The organism is Romboutsia lituseburensis (assembly GCF_024723825.1).
GTDB lineage: Bacteria > Bacillota > Clostridia > Peptostreptococcales > Peptostreptococcaceae > Romboutsia_F > Romboutsia_F lituseburensis_A.
In genome coordinates, this window is record NZ_JANQBQ010000001.1 from 544935 (window position 1) to 564966 (window position 20032).

Annotated in this window: 17 protein-coding genes and 1 riboswitch; of the genes, 1 reads left to right on the top strand and 16 read right to left on the bottom strand. The window is 27.9% G+C overall.

The window, feature by feature from the left end; translation table 11 throughout:
• Window positions 1-11 precede the first annotated feature (11 nt).
• Window positions 12-590 (top strand): ANTAR domain-containing response regulator, encoded by a 579-nt coding sequence (locus tag NWE74_RS02705; RefSeq protein WP_258241700.1) that lies wholly within the window; start codon window positions 12-14, stop codon window positions 588-590.
• A gap of 57 nt (window positions 591-647) precedes the next feature.
• Here NWE74_RS02705 and NWE74_RS02710 read toward each other — a convergent pair whose 3' ends face one another.
• The 16 genes from NWE74_RS02710 to NWE74_RS02785 form a co-directional block, all read right to left on the bottom strand.
• Window positions 648-1457 carry a YjjW family glycine radical enzyme activase gene (locus NWE74_RS02710; RefSeq protein WP_258241701.1) on the bottom strand — a complete coding sequence of 270 codons (810 nt, stop codon included), beginning with the start codon at window positions 1455-1457 and terminating at the stop codon, window positions 648-650.
• Window positions 1458-1459: 2 nt separating this feature from the next.
• Window positions 1460-2953: a YjjI family glycine radical enzyme gene (locus tag NWE74_RS02715; RefSeq protein WP_258241702.1), complete on the bottom strand. Its 1494-nt coding sequence runs from the start codon at window positions 2951-2953 to the stop codon at window positions 1460-1462.
• 134 nt (window positions 2954-3087) lie between these two features.
• On the bottom strand, window positions 3088-3750 hold the full coding sequence (locus NWE74_RS02720) for a Crp/Fnr family transcriptional regulator (protein WP_258241703.1): 663 nt from the start codon (window positions 3748-3750) through the stop codon (window positions 3088-3090).
• Window positions 3751-3900: 150 nt separating this feature from the next.
• Complete coding sequence (locus NWE74_RS02725) at window positions 3901-4467, bottom strand: LemA family protein (RefSeq protein WP_258241704.1); 567 nt, start codon at window positions 4465-4467, stop codon at window positions 3901-3903.
• Window positions 4468-4492: 25 nt separating this feature from the next.
• The gene (locus tag NWE74_RS02730; RefSeq protein ID WP_258241705.1) at window positions 4493-5713 is read right to left on the bottom strand and encodes an ABC transporter permease; all 1221 of its coding nucleotides are present in this window, start codon (window positions 5711-5713) and stop codon (window positions 4493-4495) included.
• A gap of 2 nt (window positions 5714-5715) precedes the next feature.
• On the bottom strand, window positions 5716-6399 hold the full coding sequence (locus NWE74_RS02735; RefSeq protein ID WP_258241706.1) for an ABC transporter ATP-binding protein: 684 nt from the start codon (window positions 6397-6399) through the stop codon (window positions 5716-5718).
• A gap of 21 nt (window positions 6400-6420) precedes the next feature.
• Window positions 6421-7497 carry an efflux RND transporter periplasmic adaptor subunit gene (locus tag NWE74_RS02740; protein ID WP_258241707.1) on the bottom strand — a complete coding sequence of 359 codons (1077 nt, stop codon included), beginning with the start codon at window positions 7495-7497 and terminating at the stop codon, window positions 6421-6423.
• Window positions 7498-7732: 235 nt separating this feature from the next.
• The gene (locus NWE74_RS02745; RefSeq protein WP_258241708.1) at window positions 7733-8824 is read right to left on the bottom strand and encodes a DUF4179 domain-containing protein; all 1092 of its coding nucleotides are present in this window, start codon (window positions 8822-8824) and stop codon (window positions 7733-7735) included.
• 7 nt (window positions 8825-8831) lie between these two features.
• Window positions 8832-9380: a sigma-70 family RNA polymerase sigma factor gene (locus tag NWE74_RS02750; RefSeq protein ID WP_258241709.1), complete on the bottom strand. Its 549-nt coding sequence runs from the start codon at window positions 9378-9380 to the stop codon at window positions 8832-8834.
• 245 nt (window positions 9381-9625) lie between these two features.
• The gene (locus tag NWE74_RS02755) at window positions 9626-10162 is read right to left on the bottom strand and encodes a flavodoxin family protein (protein WP_258241710.1); all 537 of its coding nucleotides are present in this window, start codon (window positions 10160-10162) and stop codon (window positions 9626-9628) included.
• Window positions 10163-10485: 323 nt separating this feature from the next.
• Window positions 10486-12264: a 1-deoxy-D-xylulose-5-phosphate synthase gene (locus NWE74_RS02760; protein ID WP_258241711.1), complete on the bottom strand. Its 1779-nt coding sequence runs from the start codon at window positions 12262-12264 to the stop codon at window positions 10486-10488.
• A gap of 167 nt (window positions 12265-12431) precedes the next feature.
• Window positions 12432-16856: an NPCBM/NEW2 domain-containing protein gene (locus NWE74_RS02765; protein ID WP_258241712.1), complete on the bottom strand. Its 4425-nt coding sequence runs from the start codon at window positions 16854-16856 to the stop codon at window positions 12432-12434.
• A gap of 190 nt (window positions 16857-17046) precedes the next feature.
• Window positions 17047-17131, bottom strand: a riboswitch (cyclic di-GMP riboswitch).
• A 212-nt stretch (window positions 17132-17343) separates the two neighbouring features.
• Entirely contained in the window at window positions 17344-17691 is a 348-nt protein-coding gene (locus NWE74_RS02770; RefSeq protein ID WP_258241713.1) for a nucleotide pyrophosphohydrolase, read from the bottom strand.
• A gap of 15 nt (window positions 17692-17706) precedes the next feature.
• Window positions 17707-18168, bottom strand: a complete 462-nt coding sequence (locus tag NWE74_RS02775; RefSeq protein ID WP_258241714.1) for a GNAT family N-acetyltransferase — start codon at window positions 18166-18168, stop codon at window positions 17707-17709.
• A gap of 57 nt (window positions 18169-18225) precedes the next feature.
• Window positions 18226-18882 carry a TIGR00266 family protein gene (locus NWE74_RS02780; protein ID WP_258241715.1) on the bottom strand — a complete coding sequence of 219 codons (657 nt, stop codon included), beginning with the start codon at window positions 18880-18882 and terminating at the stop codon, window positions 18226-18228.
• A gap of 33 nt (window positions 18883-18915) precedes the next feature.
• Complete coding sequence (locus NWE74_RS02785; RefSeq protein ID WP_258241716.1) at window positions 18916-19872, bottom strand: metallophosphoesterase; 957 nt, start codon at window positions 19870-19872, stop codon at window positions 18916-18918.
• Window positions 19873-20032: the final 160 nt, after the last annotated feature.

Sequence of the window (20032 nt, forward strand, 5' to 3'; positions counted from 1 at the left end):
GAGGTGGTTTAGTGGAAAATATCTTATTAGTAGTAAATTCAGACAAAGCTAAAGAAAATATAGTCCAGATGCTAAAGTCAAATGCCTCTTATAAAATATCTGTATCTAGAAATTGTTGTGAAGCAAGTAGAGCTTTAGTTGATAATATATTTGATTTAGTGATTATAAATACACCTTTACCAGATGAGTTTGGAAGTGAACTTGCTCTTAATATAACTGAATCTACATCTTGTGGTGTTTTGCTTATAGTAAAAAATGATTTAGTAGATGAAATTTCACAAATTGTAGAAAATGCAGGTGTGTTTGTTATAGGAAAACCCATAAGTAAAGCAATGTTTTTTCAGACCTTAAAATTAGTAAGCGCCTTTCATAATAGGATTAGTAATTTAAAAAATGAAAATGATGTGCTTAAAAATAAAATCCAAGAAATAAAGCTTATTGATAGAGCTAAATGTATTTTAATAGAATACTTAAATATGAGTGAAAATGAAGCTCATAAATACATAGAAAAGCAAGCTATGAACAATAGACTAACAAAAGTTGATATTGCTAAAGATATATTGAAAACTTATGACTCTAAAGTTAATTGATATAATCTTAAGCAACTGGGCAAAGTTTATTTATTACAAAAAAGATGTATCTAGAAATTAGATACATCTTTTACATAAGTTTCTTAAATTATTTATTTCTTCTTCACTAGGTCCTACTTCTCCATGAAGATCAATTCCTTCTTTTCTTACTCCATATTTTCTATAAGCATTAAATTTATACTTACATTTGTCCTCAATAATTTTTGATACTTCTAAAACAGTTTTTTCATTATCTAGATTTGGAGCTATAACTGTTCTAACCTCATATAGTTTGTTATTATCTAAAAGATATTTTAAATTTTTTAAAACTATATTATTACTAGTACCTGTAACTTTAATATGCTCATCTTCGTCTATACTTTTTACATCTAGCATAAACTTATCAGTTATATCTACTAATTCTTTATACTCCGATAAATCTATTCCCCCATTGGTATCAACAAAACAAGTAAGTCCTAACTCATCTTTTACTTTTTTAAATAGATCTATTAAAAAGTCAGCATTTAAGGTACATTCTCCACCACTTACAGTTATACCTTGAATAAAAGGGCTTATTTCTTTTATTTGATTAAATAACTCATCTACACTAAAATCTTTAGTTTTAGGAGTAGATAAATGACTACATTCCCTAATACAATTATCACATTGTACACATTTATCTTCATTCCAAATTACTTTTTCATCTTTTATTTCTAAAGCTTTAACAGGGCAAACCAAAACGCATTTTTTACAATTTATACATTTGTTTATAGTTTCAGGGTTGTGACAATAAGTGCATTTAAAATTACATCCTTGAAAAAATATAGCAGTTCTATTTCCTGGCCCATCTATACATGAAAATGGAATAATCTTATTAACTAATGCCATAACTAATCTCTAATCTTTCTGTCAAATGCTTTTGCCCCATTTTTAGCATTCATACCAAATACTGTTGCATTGTTTTTTACTGCATTTCCACTTTCAAGTTGTGCTACTTCTGATTTTTTTACTAAATACCCTGTAACACGAACTACATCACAGCTATCACTATATATTGATATATATCTTATTCCACTATTAAATGCACCATCTATAACATTTACTACAGCTTCTAAATTGTCCTTATAAGTATCTTCAAATACAAATATATCACCTATTCCATTGAAGAAGTATTTATGATATGGTGCTGATTGTAAAATGTGTTTGAATAATTCAGGTTCTTCACCTACTGGTATTCTGCATCCTGGTGATATTCCTTCATCTATATCTATTCCAACTTGTGCATGTAGCAAATGATTTGAATTAAAGCCAGTTGAATATTTTGATTTATATGAAGTTACAATAGAATTAAGCTTCTCTATTATTCTTAATCCTAAATCATTAGCTTCTTTTGAGTATCCAAATCTATCTTGTTGATTAGTTGCATTTAAAAGATAGTTTACTGCTTCTGCAAGTCCAACTACACCAAACATTCCACTAAATAATTCTTGTTTTACAAATCCTTCTAATACAAGGAAGTTTGACTTGAAAAATGCTGCTTCTTCAAGTAAAAATCTTACTCTTTCATCTATATAATCTAACATCTTAAGTGATGCATAAGGTAATTTATTTTCTATAAAATCTTCAACAGAGTCTGATTCCTTAGCTAATTTGCTAAGAACTAGTCTAACTAGTGTATAACCTCCTCCACCTATTATAAATCCATTATAACAACTTGCTAATGCGTACTTTTCTGTATTAAAATCTTTAACATCCATCTTATGATTTGCAAAACTTGGTTTAGCCGTTGATAAGGCCGTACTTGCACATAACTTTGTAAATTCCTTTGAAGTTAAGTCTTTGTCATATCTTACCGTTAAGTTTGGTACTGCACATTGAAGTTCTTCCATTGCCTTAAGTACAAGTCTTCCAGCTTTTGTATCTATTGGTCCTATATTTGCATGAACAAAAGAATCTGTTAGCGTTCTATCTATATGCTTTAAGAATAATTTAATAGCCTTATAAGCTTCATCTTCATCTTTTACAAAAAGCTCTAAAAGTTCATCTAGGTTTCCAAGATATACCGGATATGATGTTATAGATGGAACATGCTTATAAAATATTAATAATGTATTAGTTGCATCCCATATATCTGTTGGTGCATCTAGATCTAAAAATTTACATCCATTTTTCATTAATAATTCATAATCAGGTATTATGTATCTTGGTCTATAAGGTGCATTACCTTCAAACATACCACATATTATATTTTTATCTAGTAACTGTTTAGTTTCTTCATCTATATTGAGTACATTTAAAGTACTCTCTGCTTGACCTGCTAATTGTAGTACTTGTTGACTGTAAGTTAGTGTTTTATTTTTTATAATATCTAGTACTGGTTGCATATTTTTCTCCCTATATAATTTATATTTTTATAATACATAGAAAATTATACTCATATTAAAATTATGGATAGATATAATTTACGTGTATGTATTTCAAAAAAGTCAACCTTATAAAATCTTCAAGGAAGACTTTTTTATTTAATTGAATTTAACTTATTTGAAAGTTTTTCAAATTGTTCACTGCTTATTGATATATATTTTCTATCAACACAAACTAAATTTTCTTCTTTAAGAATTTTTAGATTCCTATTTATTGTCCTTATAGAAAAGCCTAATATTGAACCTATTTCTTCTCGGCTTTTTTTTATGTAAACAGTTTCTTCATTCTCATTTTCATATGTATCGATTAAGTAGTTTATAAGTGAGTATATCGCAGGATATGCTAAAACTTCACCGTTGTTTAATGATTGTTTGTACATACTAGAAGATACGAATTTGAGTACATCTAATGCTAGATTTTGATCTTGTTTTATCCAACTTACAAAGTAGTCTACTTTCATTTCTATCATTGTACACTCTGTAGATGTTTGTAATGTAGACGAATATTTTTTCTCATCTGCCATAATTTCCATTACACCTATGTATGCAATAGATTCAACTTCTGCAAAATTATATATAAATCCATTTTCAAATTCATTTTTAACTTGCATTTTTCCTACTAGGCTTATGTATATTTTTTCTATATTATTGCCTTTAAGAGTTATTATTTTAGATTTTTCAAATATTCTTATTTTATATTTATCTTTTATAATATTAGGTATTTTCTTTATAAATTCTTTTGCATTTTTATCTTGCATTTTAATTACTCCTAGAATACGTTTCTATTTAAGTTTATTTTAGCAAATATTAAATTTTATAAAAAGGACATATGTCCCTTTTGTAAAATTTAATATTAGTTTTTGTTTTAAGTATAAATTATATAAGTAGAAATTTCCTCATAGCTTTTGTTAATTTTTAAAGCTTTTAACAGGAGCATACCCCTTTGTTTTTAAAATTATATTGGCTGGAAACTTAATTATACTTTCATTAAAATCCTTTCTACTATTAGTATTAAATTCTTTAACTTGATCATCTATTAAATAATCTAATTCTAATAAGCCATCCATTTTTTTAGATAACAGTTCATCTTCTTTTAGCTCGCTATTTTTATCATACTCATCTAATAATTTATCTACACTAATGTTTAAATCACTTAATGTATCTATACTTTTATTCATATCTTCAGATGTTATATCTGTTTTTTCACTAATTTTATTTGAGTTTTTTATGCATTCTTCTAACAATATATTTGCTGACTTATATCCTTTCATGTTATCCTCTAAGTCTTTTAATATATTTAATCTCTCTTTAGCTAATGTATTTATATAATCTATTTGACTAGATACATTAACATACTCATTTTCTGCGTCATTTATAATTCCATGGCCTACTATAGACCCTCCTATTAATAAACCTGCTACAATAGTTATAATACCTATTACTTTCTTATTCTTTTTATTCATTTCTATGTTCATTTTTATTGTCTCCTTATTTTAATTTTTATTGTCCTTGTATTGCTTTTATAGGATCTAGTTTAGCTGCCTTTATTGCAGGTATAGATCCAAATATCGCACCAGTTAATATAGAAACTGAAAATGCTTTTAAATAAACACCTATACTTGGAATAGCTTTTATTCCAATATATCCACTTGCATAATCTGCAGCAAATGTTCCAACAATCATTCCAATAATTCCACCTAGAGTTGTTATAACTATTGTTTCTATTACAAACTGTATCAAAATATCTTTAGGCTCAGCACCTATTGCTCTTCTAATTCCTATCTCAGATTTTCTTTCTGCTACTGACATATACATTATGTTCATTATACCTATACCACCTATAAACAATGATACTTTTGATAGTATCGAAGTAAATTGGCTTATAGAACCTTGAAGAACTGTTAAACTCCATTCTTGCTCCGAACCATTACCATCTCCACCATATGAACCAAAATCTTTATCCTTTGTTTTTTCAAACATGCTATTTATCTGGTCGCTTATTTCTGATGTTTCATATTCAGGAAGTACCAAGATTTCTATTCCAGTTATAGATGAATCTGAAAGTACTTTTTGTGTTAGCTCTTCTATACCTAATTTAGATAAATATATCTCTGGATTTCTATATGATTCACTTTCATCACTAAAGTCGACTTCTCGTTTTTTTAGTACTCCTATAACTTCAAATGTCTCTCCATTTATATTTACAGATTTTCCAACTGCACTTTCAGCATGAAAATTGAATAAGTTCCATGCAGTATCATATTCTATTATTACAGTTTTCCTTTCTAAGTCTTCTAATGAAAACTTTCTACCATATCTTATATCAAGTTTTGTATCATCCTTATATTCATTTATTTTAGTAAACTCTTCATCATATTCTGAATTTACCTGTGCATAAATAGAACTACTTGTGTTTTCTCCATATTTAGGTGTTACTCTTTCTACACCTTCCATTTTAGATATCTTATTTATATCGTCCTGTGTAAAAGGCTCGTAAAATGCTGGATTTGATATTGTACTTTCATAGTCTGGGTAAAATACATAGCTTAATGTCCTAAATTGAGGATTTAATTTCATATCTAAAGACTGCTTTTTTATACCATTTCCTATACTAGAAACAACTATTACAGATGTAATTCCTAGTACTATCCATATCATTGCAACAACTACTCTAAGTTTATTTGACTTTATATTCTCAATAGCATTATTTATGATTACCATACTTATTCCTCCTCGACTACTACACCGTCATGTAACCTTATAACTTTTGTAGCATACTTTAAAAGTTCAGGGTCATGCGTAACCATTATTATAGTTTTTCCGTCATTATTTAATTCTTTTAAAAGCTCCATTATATCTGCGCTTGTTTGTGTATCTAATGCTCCTGTTGGCTCATCTGCAAATATTATATCTGGATCATTTACAAGTGCTCTTGCTATTGTTATACGTTGTTGTTGGCCTCCTGAAAGTTCTAAAGGTTTTTGATTTATTTTATCTATAAGTCCTACTCTTTTTAGGCTTTCTTTTATTCTTTTATCTTTTTCTTCTTTATCGTATCTGTCATTATATATCATAGGTAGTTCAATGTTTTTATATATATCTAATGTTTGTATTAAATTAAATTGTTGAAATACAAACCCTATGTTTGTATTTCTAAATCTTGAACGTTCTTTTTCACTTAAATTTGTTACATCTTTGCCTTTAAATATATATTGTCCCTCATTAAACCTATCTAAAAAACCAAGTATATTTAATAAAGTTGTTTTACCACTACCTGATTTCCCCACAATCATTAAAAATTCACCTTTTTTTATATTGATATTTATCGATTTTAAAACACTTAATTTATCTTTTCCTACTGGGTAGTTTTTTTCTATATTTTTAAGTTTTATTATACTTTCACTCAATATGTCTGCCTCACTTTCTTATTAATTTAGATCATTTCCTATTGGTTTTATCTCTTGACCATCCAAAATATTTCGGTCTATTATATCCTCTACAATTTTATCATTTTGTTTAATTCCATTTGAAACTAACATGTAACCGTCTTTTTCTTGTACTACTACTATTTCTTTTTTAGTAACAACTGTTCCATCTAATTTGAATACATAATTTTTATTACCTTCTTTTAATACAGCTGTACTTGGAATTTTTCTATATTCACTACCATATAAAGCTACTAGCTGAACATGTAATCCGCTTTTTAAGTTATCTTGTTTATCTAGACTTATATCAACACTATACTGTGACATTCCATTATCATTTGAAAAATCTTGACTTAATTCGTCACCATCTAAAGGTATATCATTTATATTAAATATTTTACCATCATATGTTTGCTTAGTTGCTAAAGCAGTTACTTCAACAATTTGATTTAATTTTATTTTGTAAGAGTCCCTTTCATTCACTTGAGCTTTTATATAAAACTCTTGCGTCTGCAATGTTAATACTGGTTGAGTATTATCTCCTTCAAATGCTTTATCGTTTATATATACCTTACCAGCAAATGGTGCATATACTGTGCTATAAGCAGTTTTATTTAAATTTGATACTTGCTTATTTAATTCTTTTATTTCCATTTCTATTACTTGTTTACTTTCCTCATCTACTACACTTTGTTTTTCTTTTTTCTTTTGAGATATCTGTGTATTTAAATTACTTATTTCATTTATTTGTGATTTGTTTTTACAAGTAAATAAAGGTGTTCCTTTGCTTACATACTTTCCATTTCCCACTATAACTTTATCTAATTCTCCATTTTCACCATCTACAAATATCTTTTTAATATTTACTGGTTCTACTTTTCCACTCATAAATATTTTCTCTTTACCTGGTATAGTATATATACCAAATGTATTTTCATTTTCAATCTGTTCTTTGTGATTAGTACTTATTGTTGAATATGCACTAAATCCTCCGATTGATAATACTGCTATTGTTACAGCTATTATAATTTTTTTCTTCTTAGTTAATTTAATGTTTTTTAATTTTTCTTTAAGCTTCATATATAACTCCTTTTTAGTTTAAATATTTAATGTATAAGTCCTATTATTTTCTTTCATATATAACTTCGAATAGTTTTATATCATATCTATCACTTTTTTATTTTTTATTTTTATTTTCTTCTACTTTTTACTTCGTATTGATTTGTGTCATATCTATCATTTTTATTTTAAAAAAATAAAAGCTATAAATATTTCAAATTACAATACTTATAGCTTTCATTTTTTAATTTGTATTTTATTTTAAACGTATTTCAAACTCGCTTCCTATCTTTTTATATGTTGTAACTTCATTATTCCCTTCAACTGTATTAACTTTTAAATATGGAGAAAGTTTTAGAGTTTTAGCATTTAAATCAAATAGTCCATTTGATTTATCAAACTCATACTTAGCTTCTGTAGAGTAATACATTCCACCTTTAAGGCTAAAAGTAAGTTTATTACCTAAATCATCTTTTCCTTTTAAAACAAGTTCAGCTTCATTTAAATTAATAGTTTTTCCATTATCTAACTTTATCTTTTCATTTCCTTGTGGCTCTGATAATGTTATTGTCTGATTTACAGGATTTTGTCTGTAACTTTTTATATATAAATCAACCCCATTTTGTAATTTAATATCTTTATTTATTTTAATCTCTTTAGTATCTTTTACTAAATTACTTCCATTTACTTTAAATTTAAATGTCCATGGACCCCATATTCTTTTAAATTTATCATGTTCATTATCTAGCCATTTATAAGCATCATTTATTTTTATCTTTATATTTATATCCTCATCCATTGAAATATCATCTGGTAATTTGTATCCTGCAACAAATTCTGTTTTATTTTTAGTTTTTATTGTGGAATATCCTGATACCCCTTTACTTACTTTTTCCCCATTTACATAAAACCTTTCTGATATTAACTCTATATCTTCATTTGCTTTAAGCTCTTTATCATATTCATGCTCTAAATATACTAATAATTCATTTCCATCAAGTAATACGTCTTTGACCCTTACCGTTAATCCATTTTTAGTTACTGATTGGTTTACATTATCTGAGTATTTAGTTAAATCTGTTTTTATTCCTAAAGCTTGTTTTATGTTATATGCCACTTCTGTTATTTGTTCATATGCAAATGCTCCAATAGACGTATTATATAAAACACCTAAACTTACTATACCTACTGAAGCTACTGCTATATATTTTTTATAGTTTATATTCTTTTTAATTGATTGTTTAAAATTTCTTTTTATTATTTGCTTTTCTATATCATTAAAATCTTCTCTTTCATATTCATCTAAATTTATATCTATATTATTTAACTCATCATATATATTTTTCATATTAACACTACCTTCCTCCAAGTTTGAATATATCTTTCAACTTTCTTTTCCCTCTCGATACTCTATTGTAGATTACATCTCTATGCATACCTGTTTCTTCACTTATTGTATCTATATCTTTTTCTTGCACATATAGTTTTAAAAATAAATCTCGATCTTTTTCTTTTAAATGGCTTAATATATTTTCTATATCATCACTTAATTCATTTTCTAAGAGATTCTCATGTGTATTATCTTCTACTTTTATTTCTACATCATCTATATTTTGATTTTGTAAATGCTTTGAATATTTTCTTACATAATCAATACTTTTAAACTTTGAAATTCCGCCCAACCAATTTTTAAAAGTGTTTCTACTTTCATCAAAACTTTCTATATTATTCCATACACCAAGCAATATATCATTTATGCATTCTTCCTGATGACTTTCTAAGTTATACATACTTTTCCTAACGATAGTTTTTATTACCCATCCATAATTATCAATAACATATTCTAGGGCTTTTTCATCTCTTTGCTTTAGTCTTAGAATAAAATTTTCCTGTGTTATTTTCATTACTTTTCCTCCGATATCATTTCTAAAATTTTATTCTTCGTTTATTAATTCGAAGCACATTATCTTATATCTATCAAAATTAAATATTTAATTATTATTTCTTTTTTATTTTATACAATATAAATAAATTATTGTAAATAAATCTAACTTTTTTTTTAGATTTTAATTTTAAATAATTTTATATGTGAAAATTAGTATTGCTTATAACACAAAAAAGCTAGTCTAATTTGACTAGCTTTTTTATGTTATATATTTTTCCCCATTTCATATGCTTCTTTCATTGCGTCACTACTTTTTATATCGCCTTTTTCCCAAGCTCCTGTTCCGTATATAACGCCTTTTTCCTTTGCTCCTTCTAGGCAATCAGTAAATCCTCTAAAACATTCTATGGTTCTTTCAAGTGCCGCTTTGCTATTTACTGCTGCTGTAGCTATAAAATAAAATTCTTTATTATTTATTTCTGTATATCTTGCAACGGTTCTATCTATTAACGTTTTTATCTGTGCATCTAGTGAATAGAAATACACTGGTGTTGCCATTACAATTACATCTGCTTTAATCATTTTTTCTAATATATCAGCCATTTCATCTTTTTGTGCACATTTACCAGTTTTCTCACAGGCATAACATCCTGTACAGTATCCTATTTTTTTATTACTTATAAATATCTTTTCTACTTTATTTCCAGATTCTTTTGCTCCCATTACAAACTGATTACAAAGTATATCAGAATTTCCCCCTTTTCTTGGACTTCCTGATAAAACTAATATATTTTTACTCATATTTATCTACCCCCTGTTTTATTTACTCTATACTTATATCTTAGTCCTTTGAGTTCGCTCCAAGTCAACCATTTTTATTTATTATTTTATAAATAAAAAATTCGCTTCGCTCATGTCGCAACGACTTCGTCCGTTGCTAAAAAATGTCATTTTTTACTTTCACAAACGTGTTGACATGACTATACTTCATGACTTATCCACAGTTTTTGAAGTATCATAAATTCCTTAAGCGTAAAAAACAATATAATTCGGCTTTGCTATAAATATAAAAAGAGCTGATTTGTATTTATAACAAAATCAGCTCTTTTTTATATTATATTTTATTAAGCTAAAGTTTTTATATCTTCAAGTACTTTTTCTATATCTGCTACTATTAACTCTTCAGTTAAATGATAACGCTCATATAATACTTCTAAAGCTACACTATCAGTAAACTCTTTATCAGCACCAAAGTTTAAAACCCTCATATTTTTATCTGAGTAGAATCTTGATATTTTTTCACCAAATCCACCATTAAGTATTCCATCTTCTAATGTTATTACTACCTTATGGTTATCTTGTAATTCATTTAATAACTCTTCATCTACTCCTGTTATAAATCTTGGGTTTATTAATGTAGCATTTATTCCAGTTTCTTTTAATCTATTAGATACCTTTTTACCTAAGTGGAAGAATGCGCCAAGCCCTATTATTGCTACTTCGCTACCTTCTTCAACTTTTACATATTTATCTAGTTCATCAAAGTTAGGTTCAACTTCAATTCCTGTTGATACAACTTCCATATTCGGAACACGTATAGCTACAGGGTGATTATCTTGTTCTATAGCCCATTCCATCATAGCAATATGTTCTTCTTTAGTTGTAGGTGCTAAGTATACTATGTTTGGTATATTTGATATTAGAGGTATATCAAATAATCCTAAGTGAGTTACATCACCACCACTTATCCCTCCCCAGTTAACTAATATAGTTGCTGGGTTATTATTTATTGCAAGGTCTTGAGATAGTTGATCATAAGTTCTTTGTATAAATGAACTTATAAATGATGCTACTGGTTTCCCACCTCTTTTAGCTATACCTGATGCAAGTGCTATTGCATGTTCTTCAGCTATCCCAACATCTACATATTGATCTTTAAACTCATTTCTAAGTCCAGCTAATCCAACTATATTTGGCGTAGCTGCAGTTATTCCTACTATACTTTTATCTTTTCTTGCTTTTTCTACTAAGAAATCACTTGTTATATCTCCATAAGATTTAACATATTCACCACTAAATAATGGTGCTTTAGTTTCTAAATCAAATGGCATTACCCAGTGGAATGCTTCTTTGTTTACTTCTGCATCATCATATCCTTTACCTTTTACAGTGTGCATATGAATTACTACTGGATGATCAGTATCTTTAACTTTTTTAAAAGTTTCTATTAATGAATCAATATCATTTCCATCTTTAACAAAGTGATAGTCAAATCCAAATGATTTAAAGAAGTTATGCTCTGCCTTTCCTTCACTTTCTCGAAGTAAAGCTAAGTTTTGGTATAATCCTCCGTGATTTTCGGCTATAGACATATCATTGTCATTTACTAATATTATTATATTTTTTCCCGATGCTGCTGCATTGTTTAATCCTTCGTAAGCTTCTCCTCCACTTAGAGAACCATCACCTATTATAGCAACGATATTTTCCTTACCACCTACTACATCTCTTCCTTTTGCTAATCCACAAGCTAAGCTTATTGAAGTTGATGTATGACCTACTGTAAAGAAGTCATGTTCACTTTCTTTAGGTTCAGTGTATCCTGTAACAGTTTTAAACTTTTCAGGATTTGTAAATGCTTCTTTTCTTCCAGTTAATATTTTGTGTGTATATGATTGATGAGATACATCGTATACAAACTTATCTACTGGTGAATTAAACACATAGTGAAGTGCTATAGTTGCTTCTACCATACCTAAGTTTGGTCCAAAATGACCACCTGTTGTACTTACTCTTTTTATTAATACATCTCTTATCTCTGTTGATAATGTATGTAATTCTTCTCTCGATAGTATTTTTAAATCTTTTGGATTGTTGATTTTATTTAAAATATTTAAACTCATTTAAATTCTCCTTTTTTTGTATATTTTGTGTTGCTATATTGACAGTATAATAGTTGGTGTTAACTCCAAGTCAATAGTTTTTTTTATTTTTTATATTAAAATACCCTACGTCTGATTCTCAGACGTAGGGTATATGATAATTTTATTTTACATTAATGTGCTTTTTATTAATTAACAACTTCATTAGATGTTCCTTCTTTTGCAAAGTGAAGTTTGGCATCTGCCCAGTTAGCATGGTCTGAACCTATTCCATTGTTACCATCAGTTACAACTAATTTTAGTTCTTTAGATCCTGCAATGTTAATTTCTACATACTTTTGGACATCTTTTGATTTCATTAAACCACTAGTATAAACTTCCTTGCCATCTAATAGTACTTTAAATTCCACAGAACCAACAGTTCCAAACATTTGTCTATCTACTCCAATATATGAAGTAAAGTATGATGCATCTATATCAGTTAAATCATAAATAATATTTGATGTTGCATGAGTTCCTATACCTTTTTGGTATGATACTTCTTTATTATCTACATTTGTAAGCCTTATAGCATTTCCACTTACTGCCTTGTCTTTTTTTATACTTGACCAACCAATATTTGCTGATTTCCAATTATAGTCACTTAAGTATTCACTATCTTCCATATTTACAACATATATAGCTCTAGTTTTAGTAACTTCATTTCCATTACTATCTGATACCTTATATGTTTGAATGTATTTACCTGATTTATTAAAATCAATTTCTCCAGTTACTTCTACTTTTTTAGTTATGTCTCCATCTTCTACATCAATAGCACTAAATTCTTCATTTATATTTATAGGTTCTCCAATTTTAGTAGCTATTGATTCAGGTATTGTTAAGCTTGGCTTAGAGTTATTAGTAGTAAATTTAGCTTCTCCCCATATTGTATGATCATTAGAGTTACTATCATTAGCATCTGTTGTTACAAGTTTTACTTCTTTAGCACCCTTTATATCTACTTTTATATGTTCAACATTTGTATCAGCTTTAAATGTTTTACTACTATATTTCTTTTCTCCATCTACGTATACTTCAAATGTTGCAGATGAATTTTTACCTTTTCTAGATTGATCTATTCCTATGTTACTTTCAAAATAATCATATCCTTTATTTTCTACATTATATACAACTTCAGAGTTTGCATGAGCACCTATACCCTTTTTGTATGTAATGTTGTTTCCATTGTTTAATAAAGTTATAGTTCTTCCATCTGGTGATTTATCTTTTTCTAGCTTACCATATCCTACCTTTGAAGAAACCACTTCTAAATCAGATAAATATTCATAATTACTTACTACATTTACTTTTATATTTTCTATTATTTTGCAACCATTACTTTCAACTTCTAATACTAAATCATATTCTCCATGCTTATTAGTATTTATATTATTTTTTATTATCTTTACATCTGACTTGATATTATTTCCGTTATAATCAGTAGCTGTAAAGTAATCTGATGGGTTAAACTCTTCATTTAACTTAATTGTTATATTATTTTGATTAACTATTAAGTTTGGTCCTTGTGAATTTAAAGTAACTGGTGAATTAGTATTTAACCTTCTATCATAAGCTATAACTGTATACTTATCATTTTTAGTTAAATCACTAGCTTCATCAACAAAGTATTCTTTTTCAGTAAATCCTATTACTTCTCCATTTTTAAGTATTTCATATCCAAGTAAGTCATCTTTTCCATTTTCAGTTACACTAAATTTTAATTTTATTTTTTCATTTTCACTACTTAAATTTAATTTAGTTTGTACTCCATCTACAAAACCTTGTCCATTATATTTAACCAATTTATCATTTAAGTACCAAAGTTTTTTATCAGGTTTTTTATACTTAGCGGCCATTTCAGATTTAACTTCATCAGTTACAGGGAATCCATGTCTAGCAAAGTATTCACTTAAATCTACTCCTAGTATCTCTGATGAAAACTCTACTATGTGCTTAGTTTTGCTTTCTTCTTGCTTATCTCCTGATAATATAGTTATATCTTTATCTCTTTCTCTGTAATAGCTATTAAATTCTGCCCAATAACCAGGATAGTATAATTCTAACTGCCAAAACGGTGCGATTCTTTCAAAATATTCACCAGTTACAAACTCATTAGAATTTTCGCTCATTACATTTTCGTATATCTTTTCATAAGGTACAGAATTACCTGGCTGTAAATCATAATAATAATCCATGTATAAAGCTAACATATTATTAGTTGACTCACCATAAAGTCTTTTTTGCATATCCATTCTATGGCCAATCTCATGACTTATACCCCAGTTAGAACTATTTCTATCTTCAAATGGTATACATAATTTAGTCATGACATCACCTTGAACCCCTATATGATCCCCTGCTGCATACATATATCCCCAAGGTTGAGCAAGTCTTATATTTTCTCTTATATATTTAGGATCATCATATTCATTATTTCCATCTAATCCATAATATTTAAATAGCACTTTCATGTAATTGTTCCATGACTTTATAGTATCAAGTGGCTTAACCCCTTTATTAATATAAGCCTCATAAGCTCCACTTGCTGTACCTGTGAAAAACATATGCTCTGTTTTAAACTCAAATGTATCTATTACTTGTCTATTAGCTACATCTGGATTTGCTTTAATATCGGCATCCACCTTTGATTTATACTCTTTTAAGAATCCTATGAACTCTTTTTCATTAGTGTTTTCATCAAAGTATGGGAATAATTCTGCTCCACTTTCAAACCTTATAATTGGAGCTTTTCCTTGTTCTTGCTCAGTATATGGATTTATTAAATATACTGGCCCTCCTGATACAACCTTATGACCATAATTCGCTTCCTGAGATACCTTAGGTACAGTTATTATATTTTTACCTGGTTTTAAATCAACAGTTCTTCCCCAACTAGCCCAGCTACCTTCTTGTTGAGAGAAGAAGATTTTAGGTAGTGGTTTACCTTGTTCTGCCTCTACATATACAACTAACTTATCTCCTGGCTTAGCTAAGACACCTGTTGGTTGATTATTACTTCCAAATCCAAATTTTAAAGTTTCTCGTGCATGCTTTTCCATATTTCCATGTTGCTCTGCTTCTACAATCTTTATAGTTTGCTGTTTATTATTTAATATATCTTTTGCTATATTGATTTTTTCAATAAGAGTATCTTTTAAAGGATGATTATTTGCTTCTTTTTCAAGCTTTTCTATAACTTCTATAGAATTATACTCTTTCTTTAACTCATTATATAAATTGTTTGTAAATAAGTCTTCTACCTTGTCTTTTACTTCATCTTGGTAATATAGACCAAACTCTGATGCTAATGCCCAGTTTTCATATCCTTTTTTGAATACAAACTTAACTCTTCTAAATTCTGTTGGATTAAACTTTATTTCTACAGAGTCTTTAGTTTTTGATGCTACCCCACTACTTACTAGTTTGAAAGTATCCCCTTTTGATGTAGTTGATGCATATATATCAAAACTTTCTGCAAACCCTCTATATGTACTTTGAGGTGCAGTATATACTATTCTATTTAATGTAGTTACTTTATCTAACGTTAATATAACTTCATTTGTATGCGTATCGCTATTTTGTTTACCTGAGTGCCAAGATGTATTTACGTCTGAATCTATAGCTTTTTCTATATTACTTGATCCATAATGGCCACCATTTGTTGTTATACTTGCTATTTTATCTGATGATACTTTAAATGAACTATCATATTTAGGTAATCTTACATCTCCAAAGTTTATAAATGGTGACACTTTAGCATTTACAAAATTAACATCTCTATTTTCTAATATTAATTTTGCATTTTCTATATCTTCTCTAAAATTATTATATAAAGGATGAGTTTTAGCTTCTTCTTCAAAAGCATTTAATTTTTCCATTGTATTAAATTCTTCTGATACTTGATTCATATTATCATCTTTAAATATTTGACTTAATTTATCTATTATTTTATCTTCTTTATAAAACCAAAATTCAGATGCACTTGCCCATCCTTGATTTGCTTCTTTGAATACAAATTTAACTTTTTTAGTAGTTATGGTATCAAATTTAAATTCCATCATATCTCCAGTAGTTGAATGACTACCTGTTGATACTAATTTAAAATCTTCATCTTTTCCTGTAATTGATGAATAAACTTCAAATGCATTCGGAAATCCTTTACCTTTTGCACCATCTTGTCTTGTAGCATAAGCTATTCTATCTATGGTTTCTAAATTATTAAACTCTATTACAACTTCATTTTTAAATATTTCGCTGTTTGGCTTTCCTGTTTCCCAATGAGTTGATAGATTGTTGTCTATTGCCCTGTCTATAGAACTTGAAGCATATTTTCCTCCATTATTAGAGATTGTTTTTATTTCATCTGTGTTTACTCTAAATTTTGAGTTATATTCTTCAAAATTTGAATAACTCTTTAAATCAAACTTTTTAATTTGAGCTTCACGTATTTCTTTTGCTTCTGTAAGTTTTACGTTGTCTTTTACTACCTCATTTGCATACGCATTAATCACTGGTGAAATATTAGTAGCTATCATTGATACTGCTACTACTGCTGATATTTTTTTCTTCATAATGTCTCCCTCTCATTTTTAATATTAAAAACCAAGGTCATATTATTTAAGCTAAAAAATAAAATTCTAAAAAATAAAAAACTATCCGAAAAGGATAGTTGCCATCAAAAATAAACATAGATTATTATTTTGCATTACCTTAAAAATAGACATAACAAAATAGACCTATATAAACAAAGAATTTTTATTCTTCGGCAACTGGCTGGCATAGTTATACAACCTTAGCCCCTTTAGCTTTGCGTCTCTGGATTTCCCCAGATTTGCCAATATTTACCTGTATTTGTTTTTATTATATAATGTTTAGATATATTTTTAAAGTATTATTTAGAATTTTTTTAATTATTTTAAATTTAATAAGTTTATATATTAAAAAGAGTTTATGTATATATTTTTAGTTAGCCTAAAAACACCATAAACCCTCATTTATATATGATTAATATAGTTTTGTATTTATCTACTAATTGATAAATAGTATCCTTATTGTATTTTACTCATTATATTTTTTTGAGCTTCCTTTAAATTCGTCTACTGGATACTTTACTCTATTTTTTTCTATCTTTCTTTCCACAGCATCAAAAAGATCTACATCTAATTCATTACATAAAAGTATTAAATAATTAGCTACATCAGCTATTTCATCTTCTATAGATTCTCTCTTACTACTTTTTAAAATTTCTTCAATATCATGATTACTTTTCCATTGAAAACATTCTAGTAATTCTCCAGCTTCTATATTTAATGATATTGCTATATCTTTTGGATTATGAAATTGCTTCCAATCTCTTTCATCTCTAAAATTAATAATGCTCTTTCTTATTTCTTCATATCTGTCCATTTTTTTACCTCATTTTTATAAATCTATACTCAATCTAATCATATCTATACATTCAATGCCATTTTCTACAATCTTTTCTTTATAGTGTTTTTTAAAAAAGTCTCTGTCTATACCAACTATTCTAAAACCACATCTTTGATAAAAAGCTAGTTGAGATATACTAGAGTTTCCTGTTCCAACTTCTAAAGTCTTAGAATTTGATTTCTTGGCTATATCAATAGCACTATGTAACAATTTTTTGCCTATACCATGTCCTTGATATTCTTCACAAACCGCAATGTTTACAAGTTCTAATGTTGATGGTCGTGTTTTTATTAAAATATATGCACCTACAAGTTCGTTATTCTTGTACGCAATATAACAATCCCCTCTGGCTATACATTCATTGACAGATTCAATAGATGGATCTGCTAGATACAGCAAATCATATGGAATGTTATCATTTGCAGATAGTTTATTAATTTTAATATTATTCATATTATATTCTCCTATATTTTTATAATCGTTCCCTAAAAATATCTGCTTTTATTAATTTTAGCCATTTTGAGATAAAACTACAGGATTTCTAGTTTGAATTAATATTTCACCTGGACCTTTGAATCTAGCTACAAAACCTTCTCCACTAAAAAATGATGACGCTACCCCTTTACATGCTAGTTCTGTTGAGTATTCCATATCATCATCCCATAAAACTAAATGGCTAGAATCTACTATGTATTCTTGTCCTTCTGTAAGGTTTATCTTATATATTGAACCACAAGAATTTACAAATAATGTTCCAACACCTTTGGCCCTAAGCCCAAATATTCCTTCTCCACTACCTAATATACCTTTTATTCTTGCTTTTGTTTCTAAATCTATACCTTCAGTACAAGCTAGAAAGTTACCGTTACTTATTCTTAAACTCTTGCTTCCATCTAAATCAATCTTAGTTATATCGCCTGATGCTGTAGGTGCTAATAATAGTTCTCCATCATCCAAAGCTGTGTATTCTTGAAGCAATGCACTTTCTCCAGACATCCATCTTCCAAACATTTTTCCTATTCCACCTGCTTTTACATTTAAATCAAAGCTTGGTGTCATTGCAACCATAGATCCTGCTTCTACTATATATACTTCACCTCTGTGTGCATATATTTTAAGTATTCTACTGTCTCCTTGGCATAATAGTTCAAATTTTTCACTGTTCATAATATTCCTCCCGCATAATATCTAATTTATATATTATTGAAATTTAACTATACTACTATCTTTGTCTATCACTTTCCAGCCCCCATCTTTATTTTCAACTTTAAAATTAATTTTAGATATACATTCTCCATGCTTTCCAGGCTGTGTTACTATTACATCTTCACCATTTTTATTTTTATAATCATGTTGTTCAAATGCTACATGAGTATGACCTGCAACTATTGCATCAATTCCCTCTACATCTTGAGCTAAGTCTTGAATTCTATTACCTGGATGTCTAGGTTTTTTAGGTTTTTCTCCACTGTGTGCTACTGCGACTATTATATCTGATTTTTCTTTTTCCTTCATTATTTTAGTCCATTTTTTAGCATCTTCTACCAAATCATTCATGTACAATTGATTTTTATAAGATGGCATGTCTTTTAAGTCTCTTGACCCTTCATCATTAACTTCTTTAATTGTAAGTCCTAAAATACCTAATTTTATAGTTCCTTCATCTGTTTTAATTTTTTTTATAATATATGGTTTGGTGTAATTATCTCCATTAGTTTTATATGTATTTGCTGACAGTATAGGCATATTATTTTTTTCATAATGTGATATTAGTTCATCTAATGTAGATTTGTTATTTGATATAAACTCATGGTTTCCAAGAGCTATAGCGTCATATTTTAATTGATACATTTCTTTTACAACTGGAGGTTCTCCTTCTCTTGAATATACTTTCCCTTTATCATCGTACAGTTCTTTTGATCTAAACCACGTTTGCATCTTAGGGTCTTTAATATCAAAAAAATCCCCTGCATCAACTACAGTTATATTTGCATCTTTTTTTCTTTCACTATCTACATACTCTACCATTGCTTGTGGCACTAGGCTATGTAAATCTGTAGTTGCTAATACATTAACATCTACTTGTTTTTTGCTACATCCTGGTAATATTAATGTCAATAATATAGATGCGCATAATAATCCTTTTTTCCTTTTCATAATACGTCCCCTTAATTTTTGATATTATCTTATAAATAATTTATAAAATTTCCCATTGCGATTATATCATATAATCTAATAATTACCAAATTATGTAAATTAATATAGCCTATTCATTGAATAATCGTTGATTTTACCCTATAATTAAATAGTTAACTTT

Bases quoted from the DNA above. Each gene is read 5' to 3' on its own strand.
- NWE74_RS02710 (WP_258241701.1), bottom strand. From the start codon at position 1,457: ATGGCATTAGTTAATAAGATTATTCCATTTTCATGTATAGATGGGCCA.
- NWE74_RS02715 (WP_258241702.1), bottom strand. From the start codon at position 2,953: ATGCAACCAGTACTAGATATTATAAAAAATAAAACACTAACTTACAGT.
- NWE74_RS02720 (WP_258241703.1), bottom strand. From the start codon at position 3,750: ATGCAAGATAAAAATGCAAAAGAATTTATAAAGAAAATACCTAATATT.
- NWE74_RS02725 (WP_258241704.1), bottom strand. From the start codon at position 4,467: ATGAACATAGAAATGAATAAAAAGAATAAGAAAGTAATAGGTATTATA.
- NWE74_RS02730 (WP_258241705.1), bottom strand. From the start codon at position 5,713: ATGGTAATCATAAATAATGCTATTGAGAATATAAAGTCAAATAAACTT.
- NWE74_RS02740 (WP_258241707.1), bottom strand. From the start codon at position 7,497: ATGAAGCTTAAAGAAAAATTAAAAAACATTAAATTAACTAAGAAGAAA.
- NWE74_RS02745 (WP_258241708.1), bottom strand. From the start codon at position 8,824: ATGAAAAATATATATGATGAGTTAAATAATATAGATATAAATTTAGAT.
- NWE74_RS02750 (WP_258241709.1), bottom strand. From the start codon at position 9,380: ATGAAAATAACACAGGAAAATTTTATTCTAAGACTAAAGCAAAGAGAT.
- NWE74_RS02755 (WP_258241710.1), bottom strand. From the start codon at position 10,162: ATGAGTAAAAATATATTAGTTTTATCAGGAAGTCCAAGAAAAGGGGGA.
- NWE74_RS02760 (WP_258241711.1), bottom strand. From the start codon at position 12,264: ATGAGTTTAAATATTTTAAATAAAATCAACAATCCAAAAGATTTAAAA.
- NWE74_RS02765 (WP_258241712.1), bottom strand. From the start codon at position 16,856: ATGAAGAAAAAAATATCAGCAGTAGTAGCAGTATCAATGATAGCTACT.
- NWE74_RS02770 (WP_258241713.1), bottom strand. From the start codon at position 17,691: ATGGACAGATATGAAGAAATAAGAAAGAGCATTATTAATTTTAGAGAT.
- NWE74_RS02775 (WP_258241714.1), bottom strand. From the start codon at position 18,168: ATGAATAATATTAAAATTAATAAACTATCTGCAAATGATAACATTCCA.
- NWE74_RS02780 (WP_258241715.1), bottom strand. From the start codon at position 18,882: ATGAACAGTGAAAAATTTGAACTATTATGCCAAGGAGACAGTAGAATA.
- NWE74_RS02785 (WP_258241716.1), bottom strand. From the start codon at position 19,872: ATGAAAAGGAAAAAAGGATTATTATGCGCATCTATATTATTGACATTA.